This window comes from Paraburkholderia sp. SIMBA_027, assembly GCF_046535315.1.
Classification (GTDB): Bacteria; Pseudomonadota; Gammaproteobacteria; order Burkholderiales; family Burkholderiaceae; genus Paraburkholderia; species Paraburkholderia tropica.
In genome coordinates, this window is record NZ_JAWRWY010000001.1 from 355,069 (window position 1) to 381,486 (window position 26,418).

The following is a 26,418-nucleotide window of genomic DNA, read 5'->3' on the forward strand; positions in this document are numbered from 1 at the left end:
TTAAAATTGACGGTCTATGTATATCGATCTTTCGTATCGCAAACTGCATACTTTTCTCCACGGAAGGACGCAGCAGTCCACGTGTCCAGCACAACCCGCCATTCTGGAGAAACGAACATGAGCGAACCGACTCTCACCGCCGCCAACGTGACCGACCTGCGCTCGGCCATCGAACTGCTCAAGCAGCACGAAGGCGAATACGTCGAAACGAACGAACCCGTCGACCCCGAAGCCGAACTGTCCGGCGTCTATCGCTACGTCGGCGCGGGCGGCACGACCGCGCGTCCGACCAAACGCGGCGGCCCCGCGATGGTGTTCAACAACGTCAAGGGCTTCCCGGCGTTTCGCGTCGCCATCGGCATGCTGGGTTCGCGCAAGCGGGTTGCGCGTCTGCTCGGCGCGGAACCGGAAAAGCTCGGCTTTCTGCTGAAGGATTCCGTGCAGCATCCGATCGAACCGGTGCTCGCCGAACCGGGCCGCGCGTTCTGCCAGGAAATCGTGCATCGCGCCGACGAACCCGGCTTCGATCTGCGTACGCTGCTCCCCGCGCCGACCAACACGCCCGAAGACGCCGGTCCCTATCTGACGATGGGCCTGTGCTACGCGGCCGATCCGGAAACCGGCGAGCACGACGTGACGATTCACCGTCTGTGCGTGCAGAGCAAGGACGAGCTGACGATGTGGCTCACGCCGGGCCGCCATATCGACGCCTTCCGCATGAAGGCCGAAGCCGCCGGCAAGCCGCTGCCGATTTCGGTGAGCATCGGCGTCGATCCGGCGATTTACGTGGCCGCATGTTTCGAGCCGCCGACCACGCCGCTCGGCTACGACGAACTGAAGATTGCGGGCGCGCTGCGCGGCCGTCCGGTCGAACTTTCGCAGTGTCTGACGATCAATGCGCGCGCCATTGCGCATGCCGAGATCGTCATCGAAGGCGAACTGCTGCCGAACGTGCGCCAGCGCGAAGACCAGAACACCGACACCGGCAAGGCCATGCCCGAATTCCCCGGTTACACCGGTGAAGCGAAGGACGAGCTGCCGGTCATCAAGGTCAAGGCCGTCACGCACCGCCTCAACCCGATTCTGCAGACCACGATGGGCCCCGGCGAAGAGCACGTGAACATGGCGGGCATTCCGACCGAGGCGAGCATTCTGCAGATGGTCGAGCGCGCGATGCCGGGCAAGCTGCTCAACGTCTACGCGCACAATTCGGGCGGCGGCAAGCTGCTCGCGGTGATGCAGTTCAAGAAGTCGGCGGCGGTCGACGAGGGCCGCCAGCGCCAGGCCGCGATTCTCGCGTTCGCGGCGTTCCCCGAACTGAAGCACGTGATGCTCGTCGATGAAGACGTCGATATCTTCGACACCGACGACGTGCTGTGGGCCATGCAGACGCGCTTTCAGGGCGATGTCGACACCATCAGCATTCCCGGCGTGCGTTGCCATCCGCTCGACCCGTCGCAGACGCCCGCGTTCAGCCCGAGCATTCCGGAAGTGGGCACGAGCTGCAAGACGATCTTCGACTGCACGGTGCCGTTCAAGCTCAAGCACGAGTTCGAGCGCTCGAAGTTCCTCGAAGTCGATGTGAACCGCTTCCTGCCAGGCTTCAACGGCAACTGAAGCGCGCGCCGAAACGCACGCTGAACCCCTCCTGTCGTATCCTGACCGGGCATCGTCCGGTCGGGAGCGGCTGTCCCTCGATCAATCGATCGCATCGAACCGCGGCCGCGTACGCGCAGCCGCCCTCATCGTGACCGGCGCACGACTGAACAAGGTCGATCTCATGCAGACTCCCTCACCCTCAGGCATCGCCGCCCTGCTACGCCAGCCGTTCGTCGCGCTGCGCGCGTTGCTTTCCCTGCTCGCTTCGCCTGCCGCGAAGCGGCGCTTCCCGTTCGCCGTGCGCGCCGGACTGTGCTGCGGCATCCCCGTGATGGCCGGCTGGTTCGCCGGCGACATTCATGCCGGGCTGCTCGCCACGATCGGCTCCTTCACCGCGCTGTACGGCAGCGATCGTCCTTATCGAAACCGGGCCGTGCATCTGGCCGCGATCGCCTTCGCGCTCGCGGCGGTGGTCTCGCTCGGCATCTGCGTCGCCCCGCATGCCGTGCTGGCCGTCGTGGTGGTCGCGCTGATCGCGGCGCTCGCCACCTTCGTCTGTAATTCGCTGCATATCGGGCCACCGGGCGCGTACATGTTCGCGCTGGCCTGCGCGAGCGGCACCGGCATGGCGGCCGGCGGCGCCGATCCGATCCACAGCGGGTTGTACGTGCTGTGCGGCGGCATCGTCTCGTGGCTCGCGCACATGGCCGGTGCGCTGCTTGATCGGCGCGGGCCGGAGCGAGCGGCCATCGCCAGCGCGGCCGAAGCCGTGGCCGCTTTCGCCGAGAGCCAGGATGCCGCGAAACGCGTCGTGGCCCGCCACCGCGCCGCGCGCGCACTCGACGACGCGTGGACCACGCTCGTCACCTGGCAATCTTCATCGTCCTCGCAGCGTTCATCGGGCACGCCAGGCGACCCCGTGCTCGACGCCTTGCGCCGTCAAGGCCGCCGCCTGCACCGCATCTTCTCCGAGTTGCTGACGGAAACCGGCGCTCAGGACGCCCGTCGCGCCGAATGCCTGCAACTTGCGCGCGAGGCGCGCCATCTCGGCGACGAGGCGAGCCACGCGCCGCTGCCCGACGCGCCTTCCGCTGCCGCCCGATTTCCGCTCAGCCGCCGCACGGCGTTCGCGTCGCTGCGCGAGAGCGTCGTACCCTGGTCCAATCCGCTGCTGCTCGCGGCGCGCGTGGGCGTGGCCACATTGATCGCGGGCGGGATCGGCGTGGCGCTCGGGCTCGACCGCGCGTACTGGGGCATGGCGGCCGTCGTCGTCGTGCTCAATCAGGCCTATGGCTGGCCGGGCACGTTCCGGCGCGCCTGTTATCGCGTGCTCGGCACGCTCGCCGGTCTGATCCTCGCGTGGGCCGTGCTCGCCGCCCATCCGCAAGGTCTCTGGATCGCGGCGGCCGTGGGCCTGCTGCAATTCGCCATCGAGATCTGGGTCGTGCTGCAGTACGCCGTCGCCGCGATCTTCATCACCGCGAATGCGCTGACAATCGCGGCGGGCGGCCAGGGCTTTCCGGCCATCACGCATCTGTTCAGCGCGCGGGCGCTCGATACGGCCATCGGCTGCGCCGTCGCGCTCGCGGTGTTCCACTTCACGGTGCGCCGTTCCGCGCATCGGCAGTTGCGCAGCGAAATGGCCCGCACGCTCGCCGCCGCCCAGCGCGTGCTGCGCTGTCTGTCGCACGGCGCCGTCACCGCGCCCGAAGCGCTCGAAGCGCGACGCGATCTGCAACATCAGACCATTACGCTGCAACAGGTCTTCGAAGCCGATGCGCCCGCGCTGAAGCGCAACGCCCCGCTCTCGCGCACGCTCGGCAGCGCGGCGGCGGCCACGCAACGGCTCGCTTACCGGCTGCTGAACGCCTGCTGGGAGCAGGAAGCGGCGGGCGAACGCGACGCCCCGCCCGTCGTCGACGCGGCCACGCTGTTCGAGGATTACGTGCTCGCGCAGGAGTGGCTCGAAGTGCTCCGGCTCCATCTGGACGGCGATGCGTCGCCGCGCTGGCCGCAACGTCATGCCGTATTCCTGCACGACGAAATCGACGCGCTGACCCGCACGCTTCGCGAACCGCAGTGATCGCCCGCGGCGCGACATGGAACGGCACAGACGCCGATGCCGTGCCGCCGCCGCACATTCCAGAGCGATCCGGCACACCCTATCCATACGTTATAACTTATTAAATTCGCCCGTTCGAGTGTATCGATCTTCTGATTGAGAACTCGCATACTTCACTTATCGACGGAAGCCGTCCAGCCGCCACGCAGCGGGACCCGCTCCGCTCCTCAACACGCACACTGGAGAGTCACATCATGCAAAAGCCACGAGTCGTAGTCGGAATCAGCGGCGCCACCGGATTCATGTATGGCGTCAAGGTGCTGGAGATTCTGCGCGAACTGGGCGCGGAATCGCACCTCGTCATGTCGAAGGCCGCCGGTCTCACGCGCGAACACGAAACCACGCTCTCGCGCCAGGACGTGATCGACATGGCCGACGTGTTCTATCCGACCGGCGCGGTCGGCGCGGCGATTTCGAGCGGTTCGTTCCGCACGGCCGGCATGATCGTCGCGCCCTGCTCGATGAACACGCTGGCCTGCATCGCGAACGGCGTGACCGAAAACCTCGTCACGCGCGCCGCCGACGTCACGCTCAAGGAGCGCCGCCGTCTCGTGCTGATGGTGCGCGAAACGCCGCTGCATCTGGGCCAGATCCGCAACATGGCGGCGGTGACGGAATACGGCGCGATCGTGTTTCCGCCCGTGCCCGCGCTCTATGCCGGCCCGCAGACGGTGGACGCGATCATCACGCACAGCGCCGCGCGCGCGGTCGGTCTGCTCGGCTTCGAATCGAAGGCGCAGCCGCGCTGGGGCGAAACCGTCGCGGCGCTCGACGCCGAACAGGAACTCGCGTGGTAAGCCACGCCGCGCCAACGCCGACCTCGCACGATTTGCCGAATTTGCCGAATTTGCCGAATTTGCCTGATTTGCCCTCGATCCCGCCGGAGCCCGCACGCATGAACGCCTTGCCGTCCGCCATCGTCGATGTCCTGCGCGCGCATCACGTGCTGTCGCTGTCCGTGTGCAGCCAGGACGTGCCGTGGGCCGCCAACGCCTTTTTCGCCTTCGACGAAGACACCGCGAGCTTCGCCCTGCTCGGCCATCTGGACACCCAGCACGCGCGCATGCTGCTCGCCAATTGCCATGTCGCGGGCACGGTCGCGGGCCAGCCCGCGGCGGTGAACGAGATCGTCGGCGTGCAGTTCTACGGCCTCGCGCGTGTGGTCGAGGATGAAACCGAGCGCCGCGCGGGTCTCGCGCTCTATCACGCGCGCTTTCCGTTTGCGCAGGGCATGGCGGCGCCGCTCTGGCGCATTCATCTGCTGCGGCTCAAGCTCACCGACAACCGCACGACGTTCGGCAGCAAGACGACGTGGGAACGCCACGCGGGCGACGCTGGCGCAGCCTTCAACTCATCAGCCCAACCCTCAGGCCCGCACTCACGCTGACGCGCCCGAAATGCGCCGCGCCAGCGAGCGCGCGCTTTCGAGCAGCGCCTCGGCGATGGCGTCGCGCTCCGCCGCGAAACGCCCGGTCGGCAGCGTGACGGTGATCGAGTACGGCTTGCCGCCCATTTCGAGCGCGATGGCGAGCGCGGAAATGCCCTCGAACGGCACGTCTTCTTCGATCGCGTAGCCGTCGCGGCGCGCCTGCGCCAGTTCCTCATCCAGCACGGCGCGATCGACGGCGTTCGGCGCGGCGGCGATCTGCGCCTCGCGCGGGCCGTCCGCGAGGATCGCGAGCATGGCCTTGCCCGGCGCGCTCGTGAACATGTCGACTTCGAGCACCTTGGGCAGCACCACGCGCAGCGGCCGCGGCGAACTGAACGCTTCGAGCACCAGCACGCGGCCGTTGGCAAGCGTGGTCAGCACGACCGATTCGTCGAGTTCGGCGAGCAGGCGGTTCATCTCGCTGCGGAACGCCTCGACCGGATCGGCGTCGAGCCCGCGCGCCAGCACGCTCATCGTCGGGCCGAGGCAGAAGCCGCCGCCCGCCGGCGCGGGCGCGACCATGCCCTCGTCCTCCAGCGCGCCGACGATGCGCTGCACCGTCGAGCGCGGCAACTCCACCCGCGTGGCGATCGCGCCGAGGCTCAGGCCGTTGCGCCCCTGCTCGGCCAGCACGCGCAGCACGCCCACGGCGCGCCGGATCACCTGAATGCCCGAACGCGCGTCGTCGCGCTCCTCCTGGGCCGCTCCTGTCACTTCGTTTTTCTTGACCATGTTCTCACTGAGGTGTCATCGCACCGAATAACCATATTGTGATACATTGCACCGCATTGCGGTTACTCGCATTATCGACGCAAGGCGTGGCAGCGCCCAAGCGTGTTGTTAGAAGGAAATGATTTTGGACAAAAAACCCTTAATTGGGCTCGGCGGCGTCATCGTGGCAGCAATGTCCGCCGAATTCAACGATCAGGTGGGTTCGGCGGCGATGATCGACGTGCGCGGCGCGCTCGGCATCGGCCACGACCCCGGCATCTGGATCGAGAGCCTCTATCTCTCGGGCATGGTGATCGGCATGGCGCTGTCGCCGTGCTGGTCGGCGGCGGTCACGCTCAAGCGCATGGTGCTGTTCGCGATCGCGCTGAACTGCGTGGCGACCGCGCTGCTGCCGCTCGCGCCCAACGAAGCCTGCTTCTACGCGCTGCGCGCCGTCGAAGGCTTCGCGCACGGCCTGACGATCCCTTTGCTGATGACGACGGCGCTCAAGTACCTCACGCCGAACATCCGCCTCTGGGGGCTTGCGTGCTACGCGCTCACCGCGACCTTCTTCCCGAACCTGAGCGCCGCCGTGTCCGCGCTGTGGACCGACGTGGTCGGCTGGCAATTCGTGTTCTTCGAAGCGATCCCGCTCTGCACGATCGCCGCGCTGTGCGTCTGGTACGGCATGCCGCAGGATCCGCCGCATTACGAGCGCCTGCGCCAGTACGACTGGCCCGGCACCCTGCTCGTGATCGTCGGACTCGGCGCGCTGACGACGATGCTCCAGCACGGCAGCCGCCTCGACTGGTTCCAGTCGAAGTTCATCTGCACGCTGGCGCTCATCAGCGCGATCGCGCTGCCGCTGCTGGTCATCAACGAATGCCGGCAGACCATTCCGCTGTTCCGCCCGCAACTGCTCAAGCGCCGCAACTTCGCGTATGGCGTGTTCACGCTGTTCTGCTTCGTGATCGTGGCGATGTCGAGTTCGACGGTGCCGTCCGAGTATCTCGCCGATGTACAGGGCTTCCGGCCCATGCAGATCTGGACCGTGATGGCCGAAGTGGCCGCGCTGCAACTGATCTTTCTGCCGCTCGTCGTGCATCTGCTCGATATCGAATGGATCGACGCACGCTGGATCAACGGACTCGGCCTGCTGTGCCTGATTACTGCGTGCATCGGTTCGAGCCAGCTCGATTCGACCTGGAGCCGGGAGCAGTTCTATCTGTGGCAGGCGGTTTCCGGTTTTGGTCAGGCCTGCGTGGTGCTCTCGCTGCTGATGATGGCGACCAACGCGCTGGTGCCGCAGGAAGGCCCGTTCGCCTCGTCGCTCGTGAACATGCCGCGCGGCTTGAGCGAAGTGATCGGCGCGTGCCTGCTCACGCTGATGGCGCGTTTTCGCGGCCAGTTGCACGCCACGCGTCTGCTTGAAAGCGCGGGCACGCATCGCTTTTCGATCGTGCAGGCGAACGGCGGACTCGATCCGCAGCATCTGCCGCCGCTGCTCGCCGATGGCGCGCAACGCGGCGCGGACAGCCTCGCGGGCTTCGCGCACGCCATCGACGTGCAGCGCGCCGTGATGGTCGTCAGCGACGACTATCTGCTGCTCGCGGGCGTCGCCACGCTCATTTTCGTCGTGCTGCTGGTGCTGCCCGAACGCACGCATCCGCCGCGCATCGCACTCCTGAGGAAATAACGACGCGTCGAACCCACACGTCTAACGCTACCGATTTACCCATGAACGATATGACCCAACCCGCTGCCGCAGCGGCCAAGCCGTCCGCGCCTCAAACGTTGCACAAAGAAATGCACAAGGAAACTCCGCCGAAAAAGAGCCGCGTGCCGCTCGTCATCGGCATCGCCATCGTGGCGCTGTTTGCCGGTGTCGCCGGCTGGAAGATCTACGCGCCGAGCGCCAACGTCTGGACCGACGACGCGCGCATCACCGCGCACTACACGACGATCGCACCGCGCGTCGCCGGACAGATCGCGAGCGTAAGCGTGCAGGACAACCAGAGCGTGCACGCGGGCCAGTTGCTCGCGACGCTCGACGACCGCGACTACCGCACCGCCGTCGAGCGCGCGCAATCGCAGCTCGATCGCGACCGCGCGCAGGTCGACGACGCGTCGGCATCGGTCGCGCGCCAGCCCGACGTGATCGCGCAGAACAGCGCCCAGGTCCAGCAGATCGAGGCGCGCCTCGCGCTCGCGCAATCGAACGCCACGCGTTATCGCAACCTCGCCGCGTTCGGCTCGGGCTCGAAGCAGGACACCGAAGCCGCCGATGCCACCTTGCGCGAACAGAGCGCGCAACTGGCGCAGGCGCGCGCGGCCGTGAGCGCGGCGCAGCATCAGCTCGATCTGCTCAAGGCGCAGCACGAAGCGGCCATCGCCACCGTGCACGCCGACGAAGCCGCGCTCGCGCAAGCGCAACTGAATCTGAGCTACACGCGCATCGTCGCGCCGATGGACGGCGTGGTGGGCGAGCGCGCCGTCGAGCCCGGCAATTACGTGAGCCCGGGCGCGGCGCTGATGGCGCTCGTGCCCGTGAAGGGCATGTATGTGGAAGCGCAGTATCGCGAGGTCGCGCTCAAGCATATGCAGCCGGGCCAGCACGTGCGTGTGCATGTGGATGCCTACGATATCGATCTGAACGGCGTGGTCGACAGCGTGCCGCCTTCGACGGGCGCCGTGTTCGCGCCCATCGCGCCGGACAACGCCACGGGCAACTTCACGAAGATCGTGCAGCGTCTGCCGGTGAAAATCGTGTTCGCGCCGGACCAGCCGAAGGCGGATCTGCTGCGCCTGGGCATGTCGGTCGAAACCACCGTGCTGACCGATAACGCCGATGTCGTGGGCAAGCTGCGCGATACCTATCATGCAAGCGATGCCAGCGCCGCCGGCAACACTAGCGCCGCGCAAGCCGCACAAGCCACCAGCGACGCGGACGGAGCGGGAGCATGAGCATGGCCTTCGACAAGCTCAAACCTCGCGCGCGGCCGCTTGCGCTCAAGACGGGCGTGATCGGCGCCATCGCCATGCTGGGCGCGCTCGTCGGCGGCTGCACGGTCGGCCCGCGCTTCGAGCCGCCCAAACCGGACACGCCGCCGCCCTCGGTCTGGCACCTCACGCCCGGCGACGGCACCAGCGACGTGACCACGGGCGCCATCGACGAAACCTGGTGGACGCGCTTCCAGGACCCCGAACTCGACAGCCTCGTGCAGCGCCTCGTCAAGCAGAACCTCGACCTCGCAAGCGCGAGCGAACGCGTGATCGAGGCGCAGGCGGCGCGGCGCGTGACGGCGTCGGCGGGCATGCCGAGCGTGGGCGCGTCGGTGTCGCAGGCGCACGATCGCATCAGCTCGACGGGCACCTCGACGCTCGTCACGCATCCGCCCGGCGCGCCGCTCGAATACGACGACTGGGGCGCGGGCCTCTCGGCGTCGTGGGAACTCGACCTGTTCGGCCGCGTGCGCCGCGCCGTGGAAGCCGCCGACGCGGGCACCGTCGCCGCCGAAGAAGCGCGCCGGGGCGTGGCGCTCGACGCGCTCGCCGAACTCGCCGCCGACTACATGACGCTGCGCGGCGCGCAACAACGCGAAGCCATCGCGCGCCGCAATCTCGACAGCGCCACGCACGCGCTCGAACTGGTCGAAAACCAGTACGAAAACGGCATCGGCAATACGCTCGACGTGGCACGCGCGAAGGCCACGCGCGACGCGATCGCCGCGCGCGTGCCGGATCTGCAAACCACGGAACAGCAGAGCATCAACGCTATCGGCCTGTTGCTCGCGCAACCGCCGCGCGCGCTGCAGGACGAACTCGCGCCCGTCGCCGCGCTGCCGCTGCTGCCGCCGCAAGTGCCGGCGGGCTTGCCTTCTGCGCTGCTGCGCCGTCGTCCGGACATTCGCGAAGCCGAGGCGCGTCTGCATCAGGCGACCGCCGAAACGGGCGTGGCCGTGGCGTCGTTCTATCCCGACGTGAGTCTGACCGGCAGCGTCGGCACCGAAGGGCTGCAATTCGGCAATCTGTTCAGTCTCGCGAGCCGCGCGTTCTCGATCGGGCCGAGCATCGATATTCCGATCTTCGAAGGCGGGCGTCTGCGCGGCACGCTCAAGCTGCGCCGCGCGCAACAACGCGAAGCCGCGATCGCGTATCAGAAGACCGTGCTGCAAGCGTGGCGCGACGTCGATAACGCGATGACCGCGTATGGCAATACGCAGCGCCGCCGCAGCGAACTCGCGCAGGCCGTCGATCAGGAACGCACCGCGCTCACGGCGGCCACGCAGCGTTATCAGCAAGGCAGTTCGAGCTATCTGCAGGTGGATACCGCGCAGGACGCGCTGCTCGGCGGCGAAGACACGCTCGCCCAGGCCGACATGGCGCTGCGCGAACAACTCGTGGCGCTGTACAAGGCGCTGGGCGGCGGGTGGTCGGCGGCGGGCTGATTTCCATTGACGCTTAAAGCGTTTTAACCGACACGAAAGACTTCACACACCCAGGTGTGATAGCCGAGGCGCCAGCCTCGTTTGCAGCCCCGGCGACCGGAATTCGCCGGGGCTTTTTTATCGCTATGCTTTTTATTCGATTCAGCTTACACGTAATGCATTGAAAGCATTATTTTCAAAAATAGCTGAAGAATCTTTCAATGTCGGGACACATTCCCGAATTCACACGCGTGGCCGACAATATCAGGCTGCTATCGATACGCGCGAAGTATTCGCGCCCGTCGCACGCTCTCTTTCTCTCTCTTCGTCACGTCGATCAACAAGAATGAAAGTGCTTCGTCAATTCATGCCGCTGGCGATAGCAGCGGCACTCGCCTTCTCCGCCAGCCATTGCGCATTGGCTCAGGACAGCGCTGCGGCATCCGGCGCGGCCGAAACGCAGGACGGCCCCGTCTACGGCCCTGAACTTCAAGGCTTCGACTATCCGTATCCGGTCAAGACCTTCACGTTCACGTCGCAACGGCAGACGCTCAACATGGCGTATATGGACGTGCCGCCCGACGCCGCCAAAGCGAATGGCCGCACCGCCGTCCTGCTGCACGGCAAGAACTATTGCTCGGCCACCTGGGCGCCCACCATCAAGGTGCTCAGTGAAGCGGGCTATCGCGTGATTGCCATCGACCAGATTGGTTTCTGCAAATCGAGCAAGCCCGACAACTATCAATTCACCTTCCAGCAACTCGCGCTCAATACGCACGCGCTGCTGGCATCGCTGGGCGTCGACCATCCGATCATGATTGGCCATTCGACGGGCGGCATGCTCGCGATCCGCTATGCGCTCACGTGGCCCGAGCAAACGCAGCAACTCGTGCTCGTCGATCCGATCGGTCTCGAAGACTGGCGCGCGAAAGGCGTGCCGCCGGTTTCCGTCGATCAATGGTACGAACGCGAGTTGCATACGTCGGCCGCGCGCATTCGCAACTACGAGAAAAACACCTATTTCGCGGGGCAATGGAAAGACGCCTACGAGCCTTCGGTGCAGATGCTTGCCGGCATGTATCGCGGCCCGCAGCGCGCGAGCGTGGCGTGGAATTCTGCGCTGCTTTACGACATGATTCTCACGCAGCCGGTTTATTACGAACTCTCGCATCTCCAGCCGCCCACGCTGTTGATGATCGGCGATAAGGACACCACGGCCATCGGCAAGGAATACGCTCCGGCGGCCATCCGGCCGACGCTCGGCAATTACCCCGCGCTCGCGCATCATGCGACCAGCGTCATTCCGCATGTTCAGCTCGTGGAATTTCCCGACGCCGGTCACGCTCCGCAAATGCAGGTGCCCGACCGCTTCCACGCCGCCCTGTTGCGCGGCCTCGCCGAAGCGAACGCCGCAAACTGATATCGATGAAAGGCAGGCGCGGCGCGTCGCCGTGCCTGCCTGACATGCACTTGATTACCGCAATGAAATTCACTGTACTTGCCGCGGCTTCTTTCGCCGCTGTTGCCCTGTTCTCGAATGCCGCAAGCGCGGCGCAGTCCGAAACGCTCGCCGCCGATCCGGTTTATGCGGTCGTTCACGTCGATATCGAACCGCCGAAAGTGCCCGACGCCCTGCCTGCGCTGCGCGCCTTCGAAGCGCAGGCCAAACAGGACCCGGCCGTCGCAAGCATCGACATCCTTCAGCAAACCGGCGCGGAAAATCATTTCACGCTTGTGGAAGTGCTGAAATCGCAAACGGCTTATGATGCGTTCGTTTCGCGTCCTTATGTGCGCACGCTGCGCGAGACGCTGCAACCGATACTCGGCGGTCCGTTCGACGAGCGTCTGCATCATGTCATGCCGTAAATGACGCCTTGCCCACTGAGATAAACCGATGAACGCATTCAAAGCCGCTGGCGCGTCGCTGATCGCCGGTCTTTTCTGCTTCGCCAGCGTGAGCGCCGTCGCGGCAACGGACGATGCAAACGTCAACGCCAACGCCAACGCCGACGCCTGCACGAACGCGGCCCGCAGCCTCGCGCCGGACGGCACCTTGCGTGCTTCGATCAACATCGGCAATCCGGTGCTGGCCGCGCTCGATGCGAACACGCATGAGCCGGTCGGCGTCTCCGTCGATCTGGCGGGCGAACTCGCGCGGCGTCTGGGCGCACGCGTGCAACTCGTCACGGCGACGAGCGCGGCCGCCTCGCTCGACAATGTCGTGAGCGGACGCGCCAACGTGGGCTTCTTCGCCATCGATCCCAAACGCGGCGAGGACATTCATTTCACCGCGCCTTATGTGCTGATCGAAGGCGCGTACGCGGTGCGCGACGGCTCGCCGATCGCGCGCAGCACCGACGTCGACCAGCCCGGCGTGAGCATCGCGGTCAGCCGCGGCAGCGCCTACGATCTCTATCTTTCGCGCGCGCTGCATCATGCGACGCTCGTGCGGATTTCGCCGTCGTCGGCCGTGTTCGACGCGTTTCAGAAACAGCACATCGACGTGCTCGCCGGTGTGAAGCCACAACTCGCGCAGGAAGCCGCGTCCGGCAGCGGACTGCATCTGCTCGACGGACGCTTCATGGTGATCCGCCAGGCAATGGGCGTGCGCAAGAACGAAGGCGACGACGCCGCGAACTGCGTCGCGCAATTCGCGGGCGAGATGGAGAAATCGGGTTTCGTGGCCGAGGCGCTCGCGCGTCATCATGTGGATGGCGCGAGCGTCGCGCAGCCGGGCGACTGACGCGCTTCAAAACGACGCAGCGCGACCGGCACGAAGCCGTCGCGCTGCCTCTTTAACGGCGCATGCTCAGTGGCCGAACACGTCGGCGTCGAGCATGTCCGACTCGTCGCGCTTGAGTGCGCTCACGGCCGTCATCTCCTCGTCGCTCAGACGAAAATCGAAGATGTCGAGATTCTGCGCCTGACGTTCCGGGTCCGCCGATTTCGGCACCGGCACGAAGCCGCGCTGCGTATGCCAGCGCAGGACGATCTGCGCGGGCGTGCGCCCGTAACGCCGCGCGATCGACACGATCGCTTCTTCCGCCAGCAAGTCGCCGCCGCGCCCGATCGGGCTCCAGGTTTCCGTCACGATGCCGCGCTCCGCATGGATCGCCACGATATCGTCGCGCGCGTGCCAGGGATCGAGCTGGATCTGGTTCACGTGCGGCACGAAGCCCGCGTCGAACAGACGCTGCAGATGCTCGGGCTTGAAGTTCGACGTGCCGATTGCGCGCACCTTGCCCGCCTCCAGCAGTCGCACGAGCCCTTCGAACGCTTCCACGTAGCGGTTCTGATCGGGATTGGGCCAATGCACGAGCAGCAGGTCCAGATAGTCGAGACCCATGCGCTTGAGGCTCGCCTCGCAGGCCTCGCGCACGCCGTTCACGCTATGCCACTGGCGATTGAACTTGCTGGTGACGAAGATCGAATCGCGCGCGATGCCCGACGCGCGAATGCCTTCGCCCACCCCCACTTCGTTGGCGTAGTTTTCCGCCGTATCGATCAGCCGATAGCCGACCTGCAGGGCGCTCGCCACGGCTTTCGCCGCGCCGGCGTCGTCGAGCGGCCAGGTGCCGAGACCGGTTTGCGGCATCTCCACGCCGTTGGCCAGTTTGATGAGAGGCGCCGGATTGACTGTCATGAAAAGTTCCTTGAAACGTCCTTGGTAAAATGCGTGCAGCCGCGCGGGCCGCACGTCCCGCGTGCCAAAAACAAACCGCCTACCGCGGTCTCCGGATACCCTCGCATACCGATGGGTATCCGCGTACCGGCCAGCCGAGCGCACTTGCGAAGGAATCCGCCCATGCCCCGCATGACCCGTGAAGAAAGCCAGGCGCAGACGCGCGAGAAGCTTATCGGCGTCGCGCAGATGCTCTTCGCGCGCGACGGCTATGCAGCCACCTCGCTCGAACGCATTGCCGACGAAGCCGGCTACAGCAAAGGCGCCGTCTATTCGAATTTCGACGGCAAGGAAGCGCTGTTTCTCGACGTGCTCGATGCGCACGGCAAGACAAGCCTCGCCACCATCCTCGCGGCGCTGCACGACGCGCACACGCTCGACGATGCCATCGAACGCCTCGCGCGCTGGTCCGACAAGCAGTCGCGCACCGGCAACTGGCCTTCGCTGATCGTCGAATACGCGCGCCACGCCAAACCGGCCAGCGCGTTTCGCAAAGCCCAGGAAAAAGTGCTGCGCGCACAATGGCGCGCACTCGGTGAGCGGCTGCTCGCGCTGACTTCCACTTCGGCCGGCACCACGCTCTCGCCCGAAACGGTCGGCGCGCTCGTGTTCGAGTTGACCTACGCGCCCGCGATGAGTTTCGTCAGCCAGCCCACTTCGGGCGATTTATTGCGTGTGGCGCTGCAAGGCGTGTTTGGCGCAAGCGCCGCGCCCGCTCCCGCAAGCAAGCGCACGAAGCGCTGAGCACGCGCAAGAAGCGCTCAGGAAACGAGCGTGACGCCGCCATCGACGGCAATCGTCTGGCCCGTCACGAAACCGTTGCCGATGAGAAAGAGATACGCGGCGGCCACTTCCTCGACTTTGGCGGTGCGCCCGAGCGGAATGAGCGAGGTGAAGCGCTGCTCGATGGCGTCCACGTCGCTTGCGGGCAGATTGCGCCAGAGCGGCGTGCGCGTCCAGGTGGGCGCGACCGCATTCACGCGAGCGCGCGGCGCCAGTTCCACGGCAAGCCCTTCGACCAAAGTGCGAATGGCGTCGTTACCGACAATCGCGCCCGACGCGTTGTGCGCCCGGCCGCCCGATCCCGCCGTAAACACGAGACTGCCGCCCTCGCGCAGACGCGGCGCGGCGTGACGCGCGAGCCGCAGATTGGCGTAGAACTTCTCCTCCACGGCCTGGCGAATGGTTTCGAGCGGCGCTTCGAGAAAGCCGCCGCCCATTGCGCCGCCCGCCATCGAGACGAGATGATCGAACGGTTCGATGCGCGCGAAAAAATCCGCTAGCGCGGCTTCGTCGGCGATATCGAGCGCGAGCGCGCTCACCGTGTTTTGCGGCGTGGCGAGCGCGGCCAGCGCCGCGTCGCGCCGCTGCGCATCGCGGCCCGTGATGACGACCTGCGCACCGGCATCGCGCGCCATGCGGGCCACTTCAAAACCGAAGCCCGACGTACCGCCGACGATCACCACGCGTCGGCCCTTGAGTTGCGCTGTCATGTTTCACTCCCGATTCACGCCGCATTCCCGCGTTTCGCAGGCCTGCGCCGCTTCAGATTTTCAGATTCTAATGAGTATCTGAATACTACACCGAATTCCGAAACCGGATGGGAGGGGGAACAAGCCGCCAGGGCACCAGAGGGGCGTTTGACGCGCCCTCTTACCTTTCGCTCACTTCGCTGGCAGCGCGCGCGTCGAATGCCGCGCGCGCGATATCGACGGCGTCGAGGTTGTGCAGCGTCCATGCATAGAGCGCCCTGAACGGCCCTTGCAGCGAACGCCCCAGTTGCGTGATCTCGTATTCGACCGCGACCGGCGACACTGGAATCACTCGGCGCGACACCAGACCATTGCGCTCCAGACGGCGCAGACATTGCGTCAGCGCCTTCTGCGTAACGCCTTCCAGATGGCGCTTGATCGCGTTGAAACGCATCGGGCCCGCGTCGAGCACGGTCAGAATCATCATCGACCATTTGTCCGCGATCTGGTCGATCAGCAGACGGCTCGGACAGTCGACGGAAAAATGTTGGCGGCAATCGGGCTTGAGCGGCAAGGGCGGCATGGGGCAGGTTTCCTCGAGGATACCTAGGCGAAACAAAGTGCGTTCTTGACGCCAGGTATCCGGAATATACCATTCGGGGTGCTGCGGGATTCAGCCGCAAATCAGACCGGCATGCGCGCATGCCCTTGACCTCCACGGAGCCCCACCCGATGTCTTCGTTTGCAACCGATGTCCTGTTTCAACCTTTCTCGGTCGGCTCGCTGACGCTGCCGAACCGTATCGTCATGGCGCCGATGACGCGCTCGTTCGCGGCGGACGGCATTCCCGGCCCGTCGAACGCGGCCTACTACCGGCGTCGCGCGGAAGGCGGCGTCGGCCTGATCCTGTCGGAAGGCACGGTCGTGAACCGCCCCGCGTCGCGTAACCATCCGGGCATTCCGTTCTTCCACGGCGAGGCGGCGCTCGCGGGCTGGCAGCACGTGATCGACGAAGTGCACGCAGCGGGCGGCCGCATGGGCCCGCAACTCTGGCACACGGGCGCGGTGAAAAGCTTCCTCACCGACTGGACGCCGGACGCGCCCGTCGAAAGCCCCTCGGGTCTCGACGCACCGGGCGTGGAGCGCGGCGTGGCGATGAGCGACGCCGATATCGCCGATACGATCGCCGCGTTCGCGCAAGCGGCCGCCGACGCCAAACGCCTCGGCTTCGACACGGTGGAACTGCACGGCGCGCACGGCTATCTGATCGACCAGTTCTTCTGGTCCGGCACGAACCGGCGCGACGACCGCTACGGCGGCCCGAGCATCGGCGAACGCGCGCGTTTCGCGGCGGAAATCATCGCGGCCGTGCGCGCCGCCGTCGGCCCCGACTATCCGATCGTGATCCGCCTGAGCCAGTGGAAGCAGCAGGATTACAAGGCGCGCCTCGCGCCCTCGCCGCAGGAAATGGCGCAATGGCTCGAACCGCTCGTCGCGGCGGGCGCGAGCGTGCTGCATTGCTCGCAGCGCCGTTTCTGGGAGCCGGAATTCCCGGAAGTCGATGGCGAAAACGGCCTGAATTTCGCGGGCTGGGCCAAGAAGTTGACGGGCGCGGCCACGATCAGCGTCGGCTCGGTCGGTCTCTCGGGCGATTTCATGGGCGCGTTCGGCGGCGAAGGCTCGACGAGCGTCGGACTCGACCGCCTGGTCGAGCGGATGGAACGCGACGAGTTCGATCTGATCGCCGTGGGCCGCGCGCTGATCACCGATGCGTCGTGGGCCGCCAAGGTGCGCTCGGGCGATGTCGACGGGCTGCGCGGTTTCGAACCGGCTTCGCTGCACGAACTGGTTTAATCGACGGCGCAGCGACAGCAGCAACAACGCGCCACGCGGCCATGTCCGGCAGAGCGTTCATCGATAAAACTCCGATGGCGCAATGCCGAAATGCCGCTTGAACATCGCGGCAAACGCGCTCTGACTCGTGTAGCCGAGATCGAGCGCGACCGCGACGATCTTCTCGCCGCTCGCAAGCCGCTCCAGCGCGAGAAAGAGCCGCGCGTGCTGTCGCCAGCGCCCCGGCGTCATGCCGGTTTCGCGCTGAAATGCACGATGCAGCGTGCGCTCGGCCATGCCCAGTTGCGCCGCCCAGGGCGCGATTTCGTGCGGCGCGTCGGGCGTGTCGATGATCGCATCGCAGAGCTTGCGCAGACGCGCGTCCTCGGGCCACGGCAAATGCAGCGGCAGACGCTGGATCACCGTGAGTTCGGCCAGCAGCAGGCGCATCAGCAGATCGTCGCGGCTGCCGTGCGCGTAGTCGAACGGCACGTCCACGGCGCCGAGGATCAGTTCGCGCAGCAAGGGCGGCACGGCGATGACACAACTGCCATACGGCAGATCCGGCGCCGCATGCGGCTCCACGAACACGGTGCGCATGCGCACGTTGCCGCTCATGCGGACCGTGTGCTCGAGCCCGGCGTCGATCCAGACCGCGCGCGTGGGCGGCACGACCCAGCGGCCCGCCTGCGCCTCGATCAGCATCACCCCCTCGATCGCATAGAGCAGTTGCGCGCGCCGATGCCGATGCGTGGCGACGAACGCGCCGTGCGGATAGTCGGCGGCGAGCGCCGCGAGCGGCATGGGCGTGTCTTCGAACGGGACGTGGACGTCCGGCGGCGGAATAGCGGGCATCGGCGGGAGGGGGTGAAAAACCGGTTGAAAACCGAGTTGGCAGTTTCACGACAGATCGTGCCATTTTAGCGCGAGACAGACCACCGTCACGACGCGCATGCTCGGGGCTCGCTGATTCCTTCCACCGCTGCCCCCCCTGAACCACGAGGCCCGCATGCCTGCTCCCTCTTCGCGCTCCGCGCTCCCTTCGCTGTTCCCGATCGTCGCGATTGCACTGTGGTCCGGCAACGTCATGGTGTCGCGCCTGTCCGCGCACACCATCGATCCCTACGCGATCACCTTCTGGCGTCTCGTGCTCGCCGTCGCGCTGATGAGCCTTTTCGTGCCGGCCGCCGCCTGGCGCAACCGCGCCGCCATCGTCCCGCAATTGCCGAAGCTCGCTTTTCTCGGCCTGCTCGCGATGGCGCTGTTCCAGTGCCTCTCCTACGAAGCCGCGAAAACGACCACGGCCACCAATATGGCGATCATGACCGCGCTCGTGCCGCTGCTGACGATGCTGCTCTCGGTCGCGCTGCTCGGCGAAACGCCGACCACGGGCATGGCGGCGGGCGGCGTGCTGTCGTTCGCGGGTCTCGTCTGGCTGATCACCGGCGGCAATCCGCCCGCCCTGCTCGCGGGCGGCGTCCACCCCGGCGATCTGCTGATGCTCGGCGCGGGCGCCGCCTACGCGCTCTATGGCGTGCTGCTGCGGCGCTGGCACGTCGGCTTGCCGTCGTGGCAATCGACCTATTTTCAGGCGATCGCGGCGCTGCTCGTCATGTTGATCCTGATGTTGCGCCTGCCGCTCGCCGATGCGCTGCCCAATCGCGCGAGCCTGCCGCTGATCGCTTACGCGGGCTCGCTCGCCTCGGTCGTGCTGCCGTTCTTCTGGATGCAGGGCGTGAAGCATCTCGGCCCGAACCGCTGCAGCATGTATATGAATCTGCTGCCCGTGTTCACGGCGGTGCTGGCCGTCGGCTGTTTCGGCGAGCGGCTGCATGCGTATCACCTGCTCGGTGGCGGCGTGGCGCTCGCGGGCGTGCTGCTCGCGCAGACGTGGCGCGCGCCGTTGCCGGTGCGGCGCGTGGCCACGATGCCGCGCGAACCGTCCTGCGACTGAGCCGTGACGACGCGCGATTTACAGCCCGACGCCCATTTGCGCGCGCCCAATCGCCGTGAGATCGTCGAGACTCGCGCGGCCGGTGAAATCCACTTCGAAATGATCGGCGGGAAAATCGGGCGGACTTTCTCCATCGATGAAACTCGGCAGTTGACGCCGTAAATAAGCGTCGTTTTTCGCGCACGCGGGCAGCGAGGCGATATACATCACGTTGCTGTAACCGCTGCCGCGATGCGCGTCCTCGACCGCGTGAATCACGTCGCTGTGCCAGAACACGGTGTCGCCGGGCTGCATCAGCGGGATCGACGAAAGCGCGCGGAACAGCGGCGCGTGATACGCCGCCTTGATCGACAGCGCGCGGCCCGGCATGGCGCCGCAGAGGTCGTCGTCGGCGATATCGTCCTGCAGCGCGCGCAGCAGGATGTAGACCATGGCGCTGGCGATCGGCACGAGTTGCAGCGTGCCGTCGCCCGGCCCCTGCTGCGTCAGCGCGGTCCAGCCCTGGAAGGTGCGGAACATCGAGCACACGGCGGGCGAGGCGATTTCCTCGACCTCCGTGCGCCAGGCCGCGTCGAACGGATCGTACGCGCGCCAGTTGCCGGAAAACACCTCGCGATAGACCTTGCGGAAATTCGGCTCGATCCAGCGCTCGACCGAGCCGCCATCGCAATGCGCCGACAAGCCCAGCGATTCCGAACCCGGCGGACGCCGGCGCAAACGGTCCGCGTAAACCGGCACGCGGTCGGGATCGAAATGCACGCGCCCTTCGCTTTCGCTGCGCCAGAGCCGGTTCAGAAAAACGCGCGCCTGCGTGAGTTCCGCGGACTGGCGCGCCAGCACTTGCGGCTTCGACCAGTACACGCCGTAAATCTGCGGCTTGCTGGAAGCCAGTTGTCCGAAGTATCGATCCTCCGCGCGGTTTTCGAGCTTCTTGTCGAGGCGATTGCGCTCGACATAGTCGGCGATATCGCGGTCCCATTGCTCGACGCGCGCGCGATCGAACACGTTGCGGATCACACACGCGCCGCGCGTTTTCACGTTCGCGATCTGCTCCACGCTTACGCGGCCGGCCGCGATATCGTCGAAGCGGATCTCGGGAATCACCGGCTCGCCGCGCTCGCGCAGCGCCGCGATGCGCTCGGCCTGCGCGATCATGTCCGCCTCGACTTCGGCGAACACCTCGCGATAGTTGGGCAGCCGCTCGCGAAGTTCATTCTTTGCGGCGCGAATGGCGCCTGGGAGGTCGTCGATCTGCAGGGGCATGCGCGTCTCCGTGTTGTGTTGTCGTCTTTATCGGCCCTAGCTTACGTGAGCGGCGAACGAAGCGAAAGCGCGTGACGCCGGGGCGCGATCCGGCGCGGATATTGCGGGGTGTTATTCATTTCCGGCAAGGCCGCGAGGTAGTATCACGGACCGAGGGGATTCGACACGTTTCCCGCAGCCGATACTGTCTTTGCGATGCTGTTCAAGCGGCGCATTCAACCACGAGATACACCATGACCACGACATTCGACGCGGCCACGACAGCGGCGATTGCCGCGTTTGCCCAACTGGACTTCTACACGGCCGTGCAGGCGATGCGCGCCGAGGCCGACTACGACCGCGAGCGCGACCAATGGCTCACGGACTACATCGAGGAGCGTGGCGGCGGCGCGGACGACGCCGAGTACGACGCGCTGCACGCACAAGCCCAGGCGACGCCGGAATATGCGCAATTCATCGAAGCCGTGCGCAAGGAATTGCAGGAATACTTCGGCGTGACCGGCGAGCAACTGGACTGGATCATCGTGCTGCGCGACGACGAAAGCGACGCACTCTGGGCGGAGGTCAACCGCCAGCGGACCGCGCTCGGCACCGGCGAAGTGCGCGGCGATCTCTGAGCATGGCGGAGGCCGTCGCGCAGCAAACCTTACGTGACTTTCAGACGCGATTTCGACCGCCTCGCCTCACTTCTCACATGGTGGAATAACATGCCCATCCGGTAAATGTCCTTTCCGGATTCCGCTCTAAAATCGGGCCCGGATTGCCTTGCGGCGCGCGCGACGAATCCACCTGAATTCGTCCGCACAACAGAAAAATCCCGCTAAAACAGCGATCTATCGCAAATCGAACAAATCGCACGCTCCCGCCCGCCGCCCCACGCGCGGCCCCTCATCGCCAACCGCTCCGCCGATCAACTCTTATATAAGACATAAGACATTTGACGATAGACGGCACAGCGATTAGAATCGCGGTCAAAGTAGTGGTAGTGCCCGGAATAGCCTCGGCGTGTCTGGAACGCCTTCCCCTGAAACGCAATACAGCAGGTCCCCCATGCTTGAAAACTTTCGTGCTCACGTAGCCGCACGCGCCGCGCTCGGCATCCCCCCCCTGCCTCTCACGGCTCAGCAAACCGCCGAGCTGGTGGAACTGCTGACGAATCCGCCCGCAGGCGAAGAGGCCACGCTGGTCGATCTGATCACCAACCGCGTGCCGGCCGGCGTGGACGAAGCCGCGCGCGTGAAGGCCGGCTTCCTGGCCGCCGTCGCCAAGGGTGACACCGCCTGCGCGCTGATCTCGCGCGAGCGCGCCACCGAACTGCTCGGCACGATGCTCGGCGGCTACAACATCGCCCCGCTGATCGAACTGCTGGCCGACCCGGCCGTGGGCACCGTCGCCGCCGACGCGCTCAAGAAAACCCTGCTGATGTTCGACCAGTTCCACGACGTCAAGGAACTCGCCGACAAGGGCAACGCAAACGCCAAGGCCGTGCTGCAAAGCTGGGCCGACGCCGAATGGTTCACGAGCCGTCCGGAAGTCCCGCAAAGCCTGACCATCACGGTCTTCAAGGTCACGGGCGAAACCAACACCGACGACCTGTCGCCGGCGCCGGACGCCACCACGCGCCCGGACATCCCGCTGCACGCGCTCGCCATGCTGAAGAACGCCCGTCCCGGCATCACGCCGGAAGAAGACGGCAAGCGCGGCCCGGTCAAGTTCATCGAATCGCTGAAGGAAAAGGGTCACCTGGTCGCCTACGTCGGCGACGTGGTCGGCACGGGTTCGTCGCGTAAATCGGCCACCAACTCGGTGCTCTGGTTCACGGGCGAAGACATCCCCTTCATCCCGAACAAGCGCTTCGGCGGCGTGTGCCTCGGCGGCAAGATCGCCCCGATCTTCTACAACACGATGGAAGACGCCGGCGCACTGCCGATCGAACTCGACGTGTCGCAGATGGAAATGGGCGACGTGGTCGAACTGCGTCCGTACGAAGGCAAGGCGCTGAAGAACGGCGCCGTGATCGCCGAATTCACGGTCAAGTCCGACGTGCTGTTCGACGAAGTGCGCGCCGGCGGCCGCATTCCGCTGATCATCGGCCGCGGCCTGACCGCCAAGGCGCGTGAAGCGCTCGGCCTCAAGCCGTCGACGCTGTTCCGTCTGCCGCAACAACCGGTCGACAGCGGCAAGGGCTTCTCGCTCGCGCAGAAGATGGTTGGCCGCGCCTGCGGTCTGCCGGAAGGCCAGGGCGTGCGCCCGGGCACGTACTGCGAACCGAAGATGACCTCGGTCGGCTCGCAGGACACCACGGGCCCGATGACCCGCGACGAACTGAAGGACCTGGCGTGCCTCGGCTTCTCGGCCGACCTCGTCATGCAATCGTTCTGCCACACGGCCGCTTATCCGAAGCCCGTCGACGTCAAGACGCACCAGACGCTGCCGAACTTCATCAGCACGCGCGGCGGTATCGCGCTGCGTCCGGGCGACGGCGTGATCCACTCGTGGCTGAACCGCATGCTGCTGCCCGACACCGTCGGCACCGGCGGCGACTCGCACACGCGCTTCCCGATCGGCATCAGCTTCCCGGCAGGTTCGGGTCTGGTCGCCTTCGCGGCCGCCACCGGCACGATGCCGCTGGACATGCCGGAATCGGTGCTGGTCCGCTTCAAGGGCAAGATGCAGCCGGGCGTCACGCTGCGCGACCTCGTCAACGCGATCCCGCTGTGGGCCATCAAGGAAGGCACGCTGACGGTCGCCAAGCAAGGCAAGAAGAACATTTTCTCGGGCCGCATTCTCGAAATCGAAGGCCTGCCCGACCTGAAGGTCGAGCAAGCGTTCGAACTGTCGGATGCGTCGGCTGAGCGTTCGGCTGCCGGTTGCACGGTGCACCTGAACAAGGAACCGATCATCGAGTACCTCAACAGCAACATCACGCTGCTGAAGTGGATGATCGCGCAAGGCTATCAAGACCCGCGCAGCCTCGAACGCCGTATCAAGGCGATGGAAGCGTGGCTGGCCGACCCGCAACTGCTCCAGCCGGACGCAGACGCGGAATACGCCGCCGTCATCGAAATCGATCTGGCCGACGTGCATGAGCCGATCGTGGCCTGCCCGAACGACCCGGACGACGTGAAGACGCTGTCGGACGTCGCCGGCGCGAAGATCGACGAAGTGTTCATCGGTTCGTGCATGACCAACATCGGTCACTTCCGCGCCGCGTCGAAGCTGCTCGAAGGCAAGCGTGACATCCCCGTGAAGCTGTGGGTCGCGCCGCCGACCAAGATGGACCAGAAGCAGCTGACCGAAGAAGGCCACTACGGCGTGTTCGGCACGGCTGGCGCGCGGACCGAAATGCCGGGCTGCTCGCTGTGCATGGGTAACCAGGCACAGGTGCGCGAAGGCGCGACGGTCATGTCGACGTCGACGCGTAACTTCCCGAACCGTCTGGGCAAGAACACGAACGTGTACCTCGGCTCGGCGGAACTGGCGGCGATCTGCTCGCGTCTGGGCAAGATCCCGACCAAGGAAGAGTACATGGCCGACATGGGCGTGCTGACCGCCAACGGCGACAAGATCTATCAGTACATGAACTTCGACAAGATCGAAGACTTCAAGGAAGTCGCCGACAGCGTGCAGATCTAAACGCGACGAGCGGCTACGGCGCGATAGCGGAAACGCAGATTCGCGCCGTCGTCCGGCTCTTCAGTTTTGCGTTTTAGCGGCATGCCGATAGCGCCGCAGGCTCCAGGCCTGCGGCGCTATTTTTTTGTGGATCGCGCGGATTCAGGTGCAGTGTCACGCCCGCTCGGGCGCACTCGCCGACGGCATCAGCAGCATCGCCACGACGAGCGAGATGACGCATCCGGCCAGCACTTCCTCGATACGCAGGCGCGCGAGCGGCACGATCGCGAAACCCAGTTGCCCGTAGACGAGCCCGACCAGCATCGTGATGAAGAAGACGCCGCGCGCATAAGCGTGAAGAATGTAATAGGCCCAGCCGAACACCGATAAGGCCGTCGCCGCCACCAGCAGCCAGGGCTCGTGGCCGCAGAGGCCAATGAGCAGCACGCTCGCCGCCGCGCCCGTGAGCGTGCCCGCGATGCGCTTCATCACGCGGGCGCGCGTGCCCTGATGCGAGGTCGTGCCGAGAAACACCACGAAGGTGCTGATGACGGCCCACATCGCGCGATCCGCCGACAACGCGCTGCCCGCCAGCATCGCCAGCAACGCCGCGACGGTCGCGACCAGCGCCGGGCGCCACGCGAGCCGGTGCAGCCGATGTGCGAGCAACTCGCTCAACGGCCGCCGCGAAGGCCGCCCCGTGACGAGCACATCGGCGGCAAGACGCAGCGCCAATGCAATGCGCGCCTTCGCCGCCGCGACGCTCGCGGGCACGCCGCGCACGAACGCCGCGCGCGATCGCGACGACGCCGCCTCCACACGCTCGACCGGAATCACCACGCGCCCCACGAACGCGACGACGAACGGCGCGAGCGCCATGCCGGTCAGCATCTCCGCGAGGCGCGCATCCACCGGATGCAGATACAGGCCGAGGTAAAACGCCACCAGCGTCAGCAACGCCGCGCCCACCGCGCGCGCGCCGAGCGACTGGCACAACATGCCGACGAACACCACAAGCAGCGAGCCCGCGTCGCGCCACATCGGTTGCGCGGCGACCGTGGCGGCGGCCGCGAACGCCGCGCAGGCGCAACCGCACAAGATCAGCAGCGACACCAGCCAGCCGGAAAGCCGCGCCTCGCGCAGAAACAGCGGCGCGATCATCGCGAACAGTGCGGCGGGGACGGCAAGCGTCGCGGTCTGATGGTGCTGGAGCGCCCACGGCACGCCAAGGCTCGCGGTGAGCAGGCTCGCGAGCGTGGAGCGTGCGGCGCCGCGTAGACGCGCGAATTCGGGGTCGTGAAGCAGCGCGCGGTTGAAGGCGCGTGAACAGGCGGCGGCGATCATGGTCGACGATATCCGTGCGTGTCGGCATCCGGCTTGTGGCCGTATCCGACGTCCGGGCGCGAAGCCCGGCGATGAGGGGACGCCGGATGCGCCGCCCGACCGGGATCTCCGGTCCTGCGCACGCACGGCGAGACAGTCCCCAAAGCCGCGAGCGCCTGTGTCGAGGGTACGACGTGCGGCGCGCGGCTCGGGTTTTCCCGAATGATATCTGGTCAAAATAACGCGGGCGTGTCGATGCTTCCCGATGCCCTGCGCAGAACGTGCAGCACCTGCCGCCTGCACGCCTGCATCGCCGGATCGAGTTGAATCGCATGGGCGGCGCGCAAGGTCGCGCCGAGGAACGTGCCCATGCTTTCGCGCAGTCGCGCGAACCCATTTGCCGCAGCCTCGGCAGCCCGCCTCCTTGCGCGAGATCATCGAGCGAACTGCGCCGCCTTGCTATCTTGATAATTTCCCCGAGACAGCCGTTGTGCTCGCTCCGCCCCACCTCATGTCCTCGCCCGTCGCGTCTTCTCCCTCGCTTTTGCCTCCCGAGCTGCAACTCGGCGAGCCCGTCACCGACGCCATGCACACCGAATTCGTGCGTCTGCTCGACCTCGCGCACGATGCACCGGACGCAGCGCTCGTCGAGGCGCTCGACGCGTGGATCGCGCACACGCGCGAGCATTTTGCGCAGGAAGAGCGCTGGATGGAGGCGCTCGAATTCGGGCCGCGCCATTGCCATGCGGGCCAGCATCGCCACGCGCTGCACGTCGCCGGCCTCGTGCGCGACGAGATCGCCCAGAACGCGCGCTTCGATCTCGGCCGGCGGCTGATCGGCGAATTGCGCGAGTGGTTCGCGTTTCACGTCAAGACCATGGATTCGATGATGATCGGCCACATGCGCGAGACCGGCGTCGCGCCGGTCGTCTGACGCGCGCCGCGCTTTCGTGCCCGCGCTCCGGCGCATCGCTGTTTCCTTTCCGCT

Annotated in this window: 24 protein-coding genes; 16 read left to right on the forward strand and 8 right to left on the reverse strand. The window is 66.1% G+C overall.

Going from position 1 to position 26,418, the window contains the following annotated elements:
* Positions 1-117: 117 nt before the first annotated feature.
* The 4 genes from SB764_RS01520 to SB764_RS01535 all read left to right on the forward strand — a co-directional run bounded on the left by SB764_RS01520 (position 118) and on the right by SB764_RS01535 (position 5,108).
* Entirely contained in the window at positions 118-1,617 is a 1,500-nt protein-coding gene (locus SB764_RS01520; RefSeq protein WP_183716707.1) for a UbiD family decarboxylase, read from the forward strand.
* Between the two features lie 163 nt (positions 1,618-1,780).
* On the forward strand, positions 1,781-3,682 hold the full coding sequence (locus SB764_RS01525; protein ID WP_220033066.1) for an FUSC family protein: 1,902 nt from the start codon (positions 1,781-1,783) through the stop codon (positions 3,680-3,682).
* Between the two features lie 233 nt (positions 3,683-3,915).
* Positions 3,916-4,518, forward strand: a complete 603-nt coding sequence (locus SB764_RS01530; RefSeq protein ID WP_065064112.1) for a UbiX family flavin prenyltransferase — start codon at positions 3,916-3,918, stop codon at positions 4,516-4,518.
* A gap of 98 nt (positions 4,519-4,616) precedes the next feature.
* Entirely contained in the window at positions 4,617-5,108 is a 492-nt protein-coding gene (locus SB764_RS01535; RefSeq protein WP_410862429.1) for a pyridoxamine 5'-phosphate oxidase family protein, read from the forward strand.
* Here SB764_RS01535 and SB764_RS01540 read toward each other — a convergent pair.
* On the reverse strand, positions 5,100-5,882 hold the full coding sequence (locus SB764_RS01540; RefSeq protein WP_065064108.1) for an IclR family transcriptional regulator: 783 nt from the start codon (positions 5,880-5,882) through the stop codon (positions 5,100-5,102). The genes SB764_RS01535 and SB764_RS01540 overlap by 9 nt on opposite strands.
* Positions 5,883-6,054: 172 nt before the next feature.
* On the opposite strand from SB764_RS01540, the gene SB764_RS01545 reads away from it, so the two are divergent.
* From SB764_RS01545 to SB764_RS01570, 6 genes are all read left to right on the forward strand, one after another.
* On the forward strand, positions 6,055-7,557 hold the full coding sequence (locus SB764_RS01545) for an MFS transporter (protein ID WP_410862601.1): 1,503 nt from the start codon (positions 6,055-6,057) through the stop codon (positions 7,555-7,557).
* 41 nt (positions 7,558-7,598) lie between these two features.
* Positions 7,599-8,825 (forward strand): HlyD family secretion protein, encoded by a 1,227-nt coding sequence (locus SB764_RS01550; RefSeq protein WP_336751712.1) that lies wholly within the window; start codon positions 7,599-7,601, stop codon positions 8,823-8,825.
* On the forward strand, positions 8,822-10,309 hold the full coding sequence (locus tag SB764_RS01555; RefSeq protein ID WP_082992198.1) for an efflux transporter outer membrane subunit: 1,488 nt from the start codon (positions 8,822-8,824) through the stop codon (positions 10,307-10,309). The genes SB764_RS01550 and SB764_RS01555 overlap by 4 nt, the downstream gene beginning before the upstream one ends.
* Positions 10,310-10,634: 325 nt before the next feature.
* Positions 10,635-11,708, forward strand: coding sequence for an alpha/beta hydrolase (locus SB764_RS01560; RefSeq protein WP_322007914.1), 1,074 nt, complete (start codon positions 10,635-10,637; stop codon positions 11,706-11,708).
* Positions 11,709-11,770: 62 nt separating this feature from the next.
* Entirely contained in the window at positions 11,771-12,154 is a 384-nt protein-coding gene (locus SB764_RS01565) for a putative quinol monooxygenase (RefSeq protein ID WP_321870570.1), read from the forward strand.
* A gap of 28 nt (positions 12,155-12,182) precedes the next feature.
* Positions 12,183-13,031: a transporter substrate-binding domain-containing protein gene (locus SB764_RS01570; protein WP_410862432.1), complete on the forward strand. Its 849-nt coding sequence runs from the start codon at positions 12,183-12,185 to the stop codon at positions 13,029-13,031.
* Between the two features lie 66 nt (positions 13,032-13,097).
* Here the strand turns inward: SB764_RS01570 and SB764_RS01575 are convergent, their stop codons facing one another.
* Positions 13,098-13,931: an aldo/keto reductase gene (locus SB764_RS01575; protein WP_321904108.1), complete on the reverse strand. Its 834-nt coding sequence runs from the start codon at positions 13,929-13,931 to the stop codon at positions 13,098-13,100.
* Between the two features lie 162 nt (positions 13,932-14,093).
* Between SB764_RS01575 and SB764_RS01580 the strand changes: the two genes are divergently transcribed.
* Entirely contained in the window at positions 14,094-14,714 is a 621-nt protein-coding gene (locus SB764_RS01580) for a TetR/AcrR family transcriptional regulator (RefSeq protein WP_074983086.1), read from the forward strand.
* A 17-nt stretch (positions 14,715-14,731) separates the two neighbouring features.
* Here the strand turns inward: SB764_RS01580 and SB764_RS01585 are convergent, their stop codons facing one another.
* Together SB764_RS01585 and SB764_RS01590 are read right to left on the reverse strand one after the other, a co-directional pair.
* On the reverse strand, positions 14,732-15,463 hold the full coding sequence (locus tag SB764_RS01585) for an SDR family oxidoreductase (protein ID WP_110327035.1): 732 nt from the start codon (positions 15,461-15,463) through the stop codon (positions 14,732-14,734).
* A 160-nt stretch (positions 15,464-15,623) separates the two neighbouring features.
* Positions 15,624-16,025 (reverse strand): winged helix-turn-helix transcriptional regulator, encoded by a 402-nt coding sequence (locus SB764_RS01590; protein ID WP_065064096.1) that lies wholly within the window; start codon positions 16,023-16,025, stop codon positions 15,624-15,626.
* Positions 16,026-16,174: 149 nt separating this feature from the next.
* On the opposite strand from SB764_RS01590, the gene SB764_RS01595 reads away from it, so the two are divergent.
* Complete coding sequence (locus tag SB764_RS01595) at positions 16,175-17,296, forward strand: NADH:flavin oxidoreductase (protein WP_065064094.1); 1,122 nt, start codon at positions 16,175-16,177, stop codon at positions 17,294-17,296.
* Positions 17,297-17,353: 57 nt separating this feature from the next.
* Here the strand turns inward: SB764_RS01595 and SB764_RS01600 are convergent, their stop codons facing one another.
* Positions 17,354-18,130 carry an AraC family transcriptional regulator gene (locus SB764_RS01600; protein WP_237181817.1) on the reverse strand — a complete coding sequence of 259 codons (777 nt, stop codon included), beginning with the start codon at positions 18,128-18,130 and terminating at the stop codon, positions 17,354-17,356.
* Positions 18,131-18,284: 154 nt separating this feature from the next.
* Here SB764_RS01600 and SB764_RS01605 point away from each other — a divergent pair, with 154 nt between their 5' ends.
* Positions 18,285-19,229, forward strand: a complete 945-nt coding sequence (locus SB764_RS01605) for a DMT family transporter (protein ID WP_321902764.1) — start codon at positions 18,285-18,287, stop codon at positions 19,227-19,229.
* A gap of 18 nt (positions 19,230-19,247) precedes the next feature.
* Here SB764_RS01605 and SB764_RS01610 read toward each other — a convergent pair whose 3' ends face one another.
* Positions 19,248-20,492: a DUF1479 domain-containing protein gene (locus SB764_RS01610; protein WP_410862435.1), complete on the reverse strand. Its 1,245-nt coding sequence runs from the start codon at positions 20,490-20,492 to the stop codon at positions 19,248-19,250.
* Positions 20,493-20,725: 233 nt separating this feature from the next.
* On the opposite strand from SB764_RS01610, the gene SB764_RS01615 reads away from it, so the two are divergent.
* Positions 20,726-21,109 carry an ATP-dependent protease gene (locus tag SB764_RS01615; RefSeq protein ID WP_321870576.1) on the forward strand — a complete coding sequence of 128 codons (384 nt, stop codon included), beginning with the start codon at positions 20,726-20,728 and terminating at the stop codon, positions 21,107-21,109.
* A gap of 433 nt (positions 21,110-21,542) precedes the next feature.
* Entirely contained in the window at positions 21,543-24,128 is a 2,586-nt protein-coding gene (gene acnB, locus SB764_RS01620) for a bifunctional aconitate hydratase 2/2-methylisocitrate dehydratase (RefSeq protein ID WP_124262060.1), read from the forward strand.
* Positions 24,129-24,281: 153 nt separating this feature from the next.
* Here the strand turns inward: acnB and SB764_RS01625 are convergent, their stop codons facing one another.
* Both SB764_RS01625 and SB764_RS01630 read right to left on the reverse strand, forming a co-directional pair.
* A complete protein-coding gene (locus tag SB764_RS01625) occupies positions 24,282-25,451 on the reverse strand; it encodes an FUSC family protein (protein ID WP_410862437.1) in 1,170 nt (389 codons plus the stop codon).
* 212 nt (positions 25,452-25,663) lie between these two features.
* Positions 25,664-25,801: a hypothetical protein gene (locus SB764_RS01630; protein ID WP_321856818.1), complete on the reverse strand. Its 138-nt coding sequence runs from the start codon at positions 25,799-25,801 to the stop codon at positions 25,664-25,666.
* Positions 25,802-25,941: 140 nt separating this feature from the next.
* Here SB764_RS01630 and SB764_RS01635 point away from each other — a divergent pair, with 140 nt between their 5' ends.
* Positions 25,942-26,364 carry a hemerythrin domain-containing protein gene (locus tag SB764_RS01635; RefSeq protein WP_321891913.1) on the forward strand — a complete coding sequence of 141 codons (423 nt, stop codon included), beginning with the start codon at positions 25,942-25,944 and terminating at the stop codon, positions 26,362-26,364.
* Positions 26,365-26,418: the final 54 nt, after the last annotated feature.

Bases quoted from the DNA above. Each gene is read 5' to 3' on its own strand.
- SB764_RS01520 (WP_183716707.1), top strand. From the start codon at position 118: ATGAGCGAACCGACTCTCACCGCCGCCAACGTGACCGACCTGCGCTCG.
- SB764_RS01525 (WP_220033066.1), top strand. From the start codon at position 1,781: ATGCAGACTCCCTCACCCTCAGGCATCGCCGCCCTGCTACGCCAGCCG.
- SB764_RS01530 (WP_065064112.1), top strand. From the start codon at position 3,916: ATGCAAAAGCCACGAGTCGTAGTCGGAATCAGCGGCGCCACCGGATTC.
- SB764_RS01535 (WP_410862429.1), top strand. From the start codon at position 4,617: ATGAACGCCTTGCCGTCCGCCATCGTCGATGTCCTGCGCGCGCATCAC.
- SB764_RS01540 (WP_065064108.1), bottom strand. From the start codon at position 5,882: ATGGTCAAGAAAAACGAAGTGACAGGAGCGGCCCAGGAGGAGCGCGAC.
- SB764_RS01545 (WP_410862601.1), top strand. From the start codon at position 6,055: ATGTCCGCCGAATTCAACGATCAGGTGGGTTCGGCGGCGATGATCGAC.
- SB764_RS01550 (WP_336751712.1), top strand. From the start codon at position 7,599: ATGAACGATATGACCCAACCCGCTGCCGCAGCGGCCAAGCCGTCCGCG.
- SB764_RS01555 (WP_082992198.1), top strand. From the start codon at position 8,822: ATGAGCATGGCCTTCGACAAGCTCAAACCTCGCGCGCGGCCGCTTGCG.
- SB764_RS01560 (WP_322007914.1), top strand. From the start codon at position 10,635: ATGAAAGTGCTTCGTCAATTCATGCCGCTGGCGATAGCAGCGGCACTC.
- SB764_RS01565 (WP_321870570.1), top strand. From the start codon at position 11,771: ATGAAATTCACTGTACTTGCCGCGGCTTCTTTCGCCGCTGTTGCCCTG.
- SB764_RS01570 (WP_410862432.1), top strand. From the start codon at position 12,183: ATGAACGCATTCAAAGCCGCTGGCGCGTCGCTGATCGCCGGTCTTTTC.
- SB764_RS01575 (WP_321904108.1), bottom strand. From the start codon at position 13,931: ATGACAGTCAATCCGGCGCCTCTCATCAAACTGGCCAACGGCGTGGAG.
- SB764_RS01580 (WP_074983086.1), top strand. From the start codon at position 14,094: ATGCCCCGCATGACCCGTGAAGAAAGCCAGGCGCAGACGCGCGAGAAG.
- SB764_RS01585 (WP_110327035.1), bottom strand. From the start codon at position 15,463: ATGACAGCGCAACTCAAGGGCCGACGCGTGGTGATCGTCGGCGGTACG.
- SB764_RS01590 (WP_065064096.1), bottom strand. From the start codon at position 16,025: ATGCCGCCCTTGCCGCTCAAGCCCGATTGCCGCCAACATTTTTCCGTC.
- SB764_RS01595 (WP_065064094.1), top strand. From the start codon at position 16,175: ATGTCTTCGTTTGCAACCGATGTCCTGTTTCAACCTTTCTCGGTCGGC.
- SB764_RS01600 (WP_237181817.1), bottom strand. From the start codon at position 18,130: ATGCCCGCTATTCCGCCGCCGGACGTCCACGTCCCGTTCGAAGACACG.
- SB764_RS01605 (WP_321902764.1), top strand. From the start codon at position 18,285: ATGCCTGCTCCCTCTTCGCGCTCCGCGCTCCCTTCGCTGTTCCCGATC.
- SB764_RS01610 (WP_410862435.1), bottom strand. From the start codon at position 20,492: ATGCCCCTGCAGATCGACGACCTCCCAGGCGCCATTCGCGCCGCAAAG.
- SB764_RS01615 (WP_321870576.1), top strand. From the start codon at position 20,726: ATGACCACGACATTCGACGCGGCCACGACAGCGGCGATTGCCGCGTTT.
- acnB (WP_124262060.1), top strand. From the start codon at position 21,543: ATGCTTGAAAACTTTCGTGCTCACGTAGCCGCACGCGCCGCGCTCGGC.
- SB764_RS01625 (WP_410862437.1), bottom strand. From the start codon at position 25,451: ATGATCGCCGCCGCCTGTTCACGCGCCTTCAACCGCGCGCTGCTTCAC.
- SB764_RS01630 (WP_321856818.1), bottom strand. From the start codon at position 25,801: ATGGGCACGTTCCTCGGCGCGACCTTGCGCGCCGCCCATGCGATTCAA.
- SB764_RS01635 (WP_321891913.1), top strand. From the start codon at position 25,942: ATGTCCTCGCCCGTCGCGTCTTCTCCCTCGCTTTTGCCTCCCGAGCTG.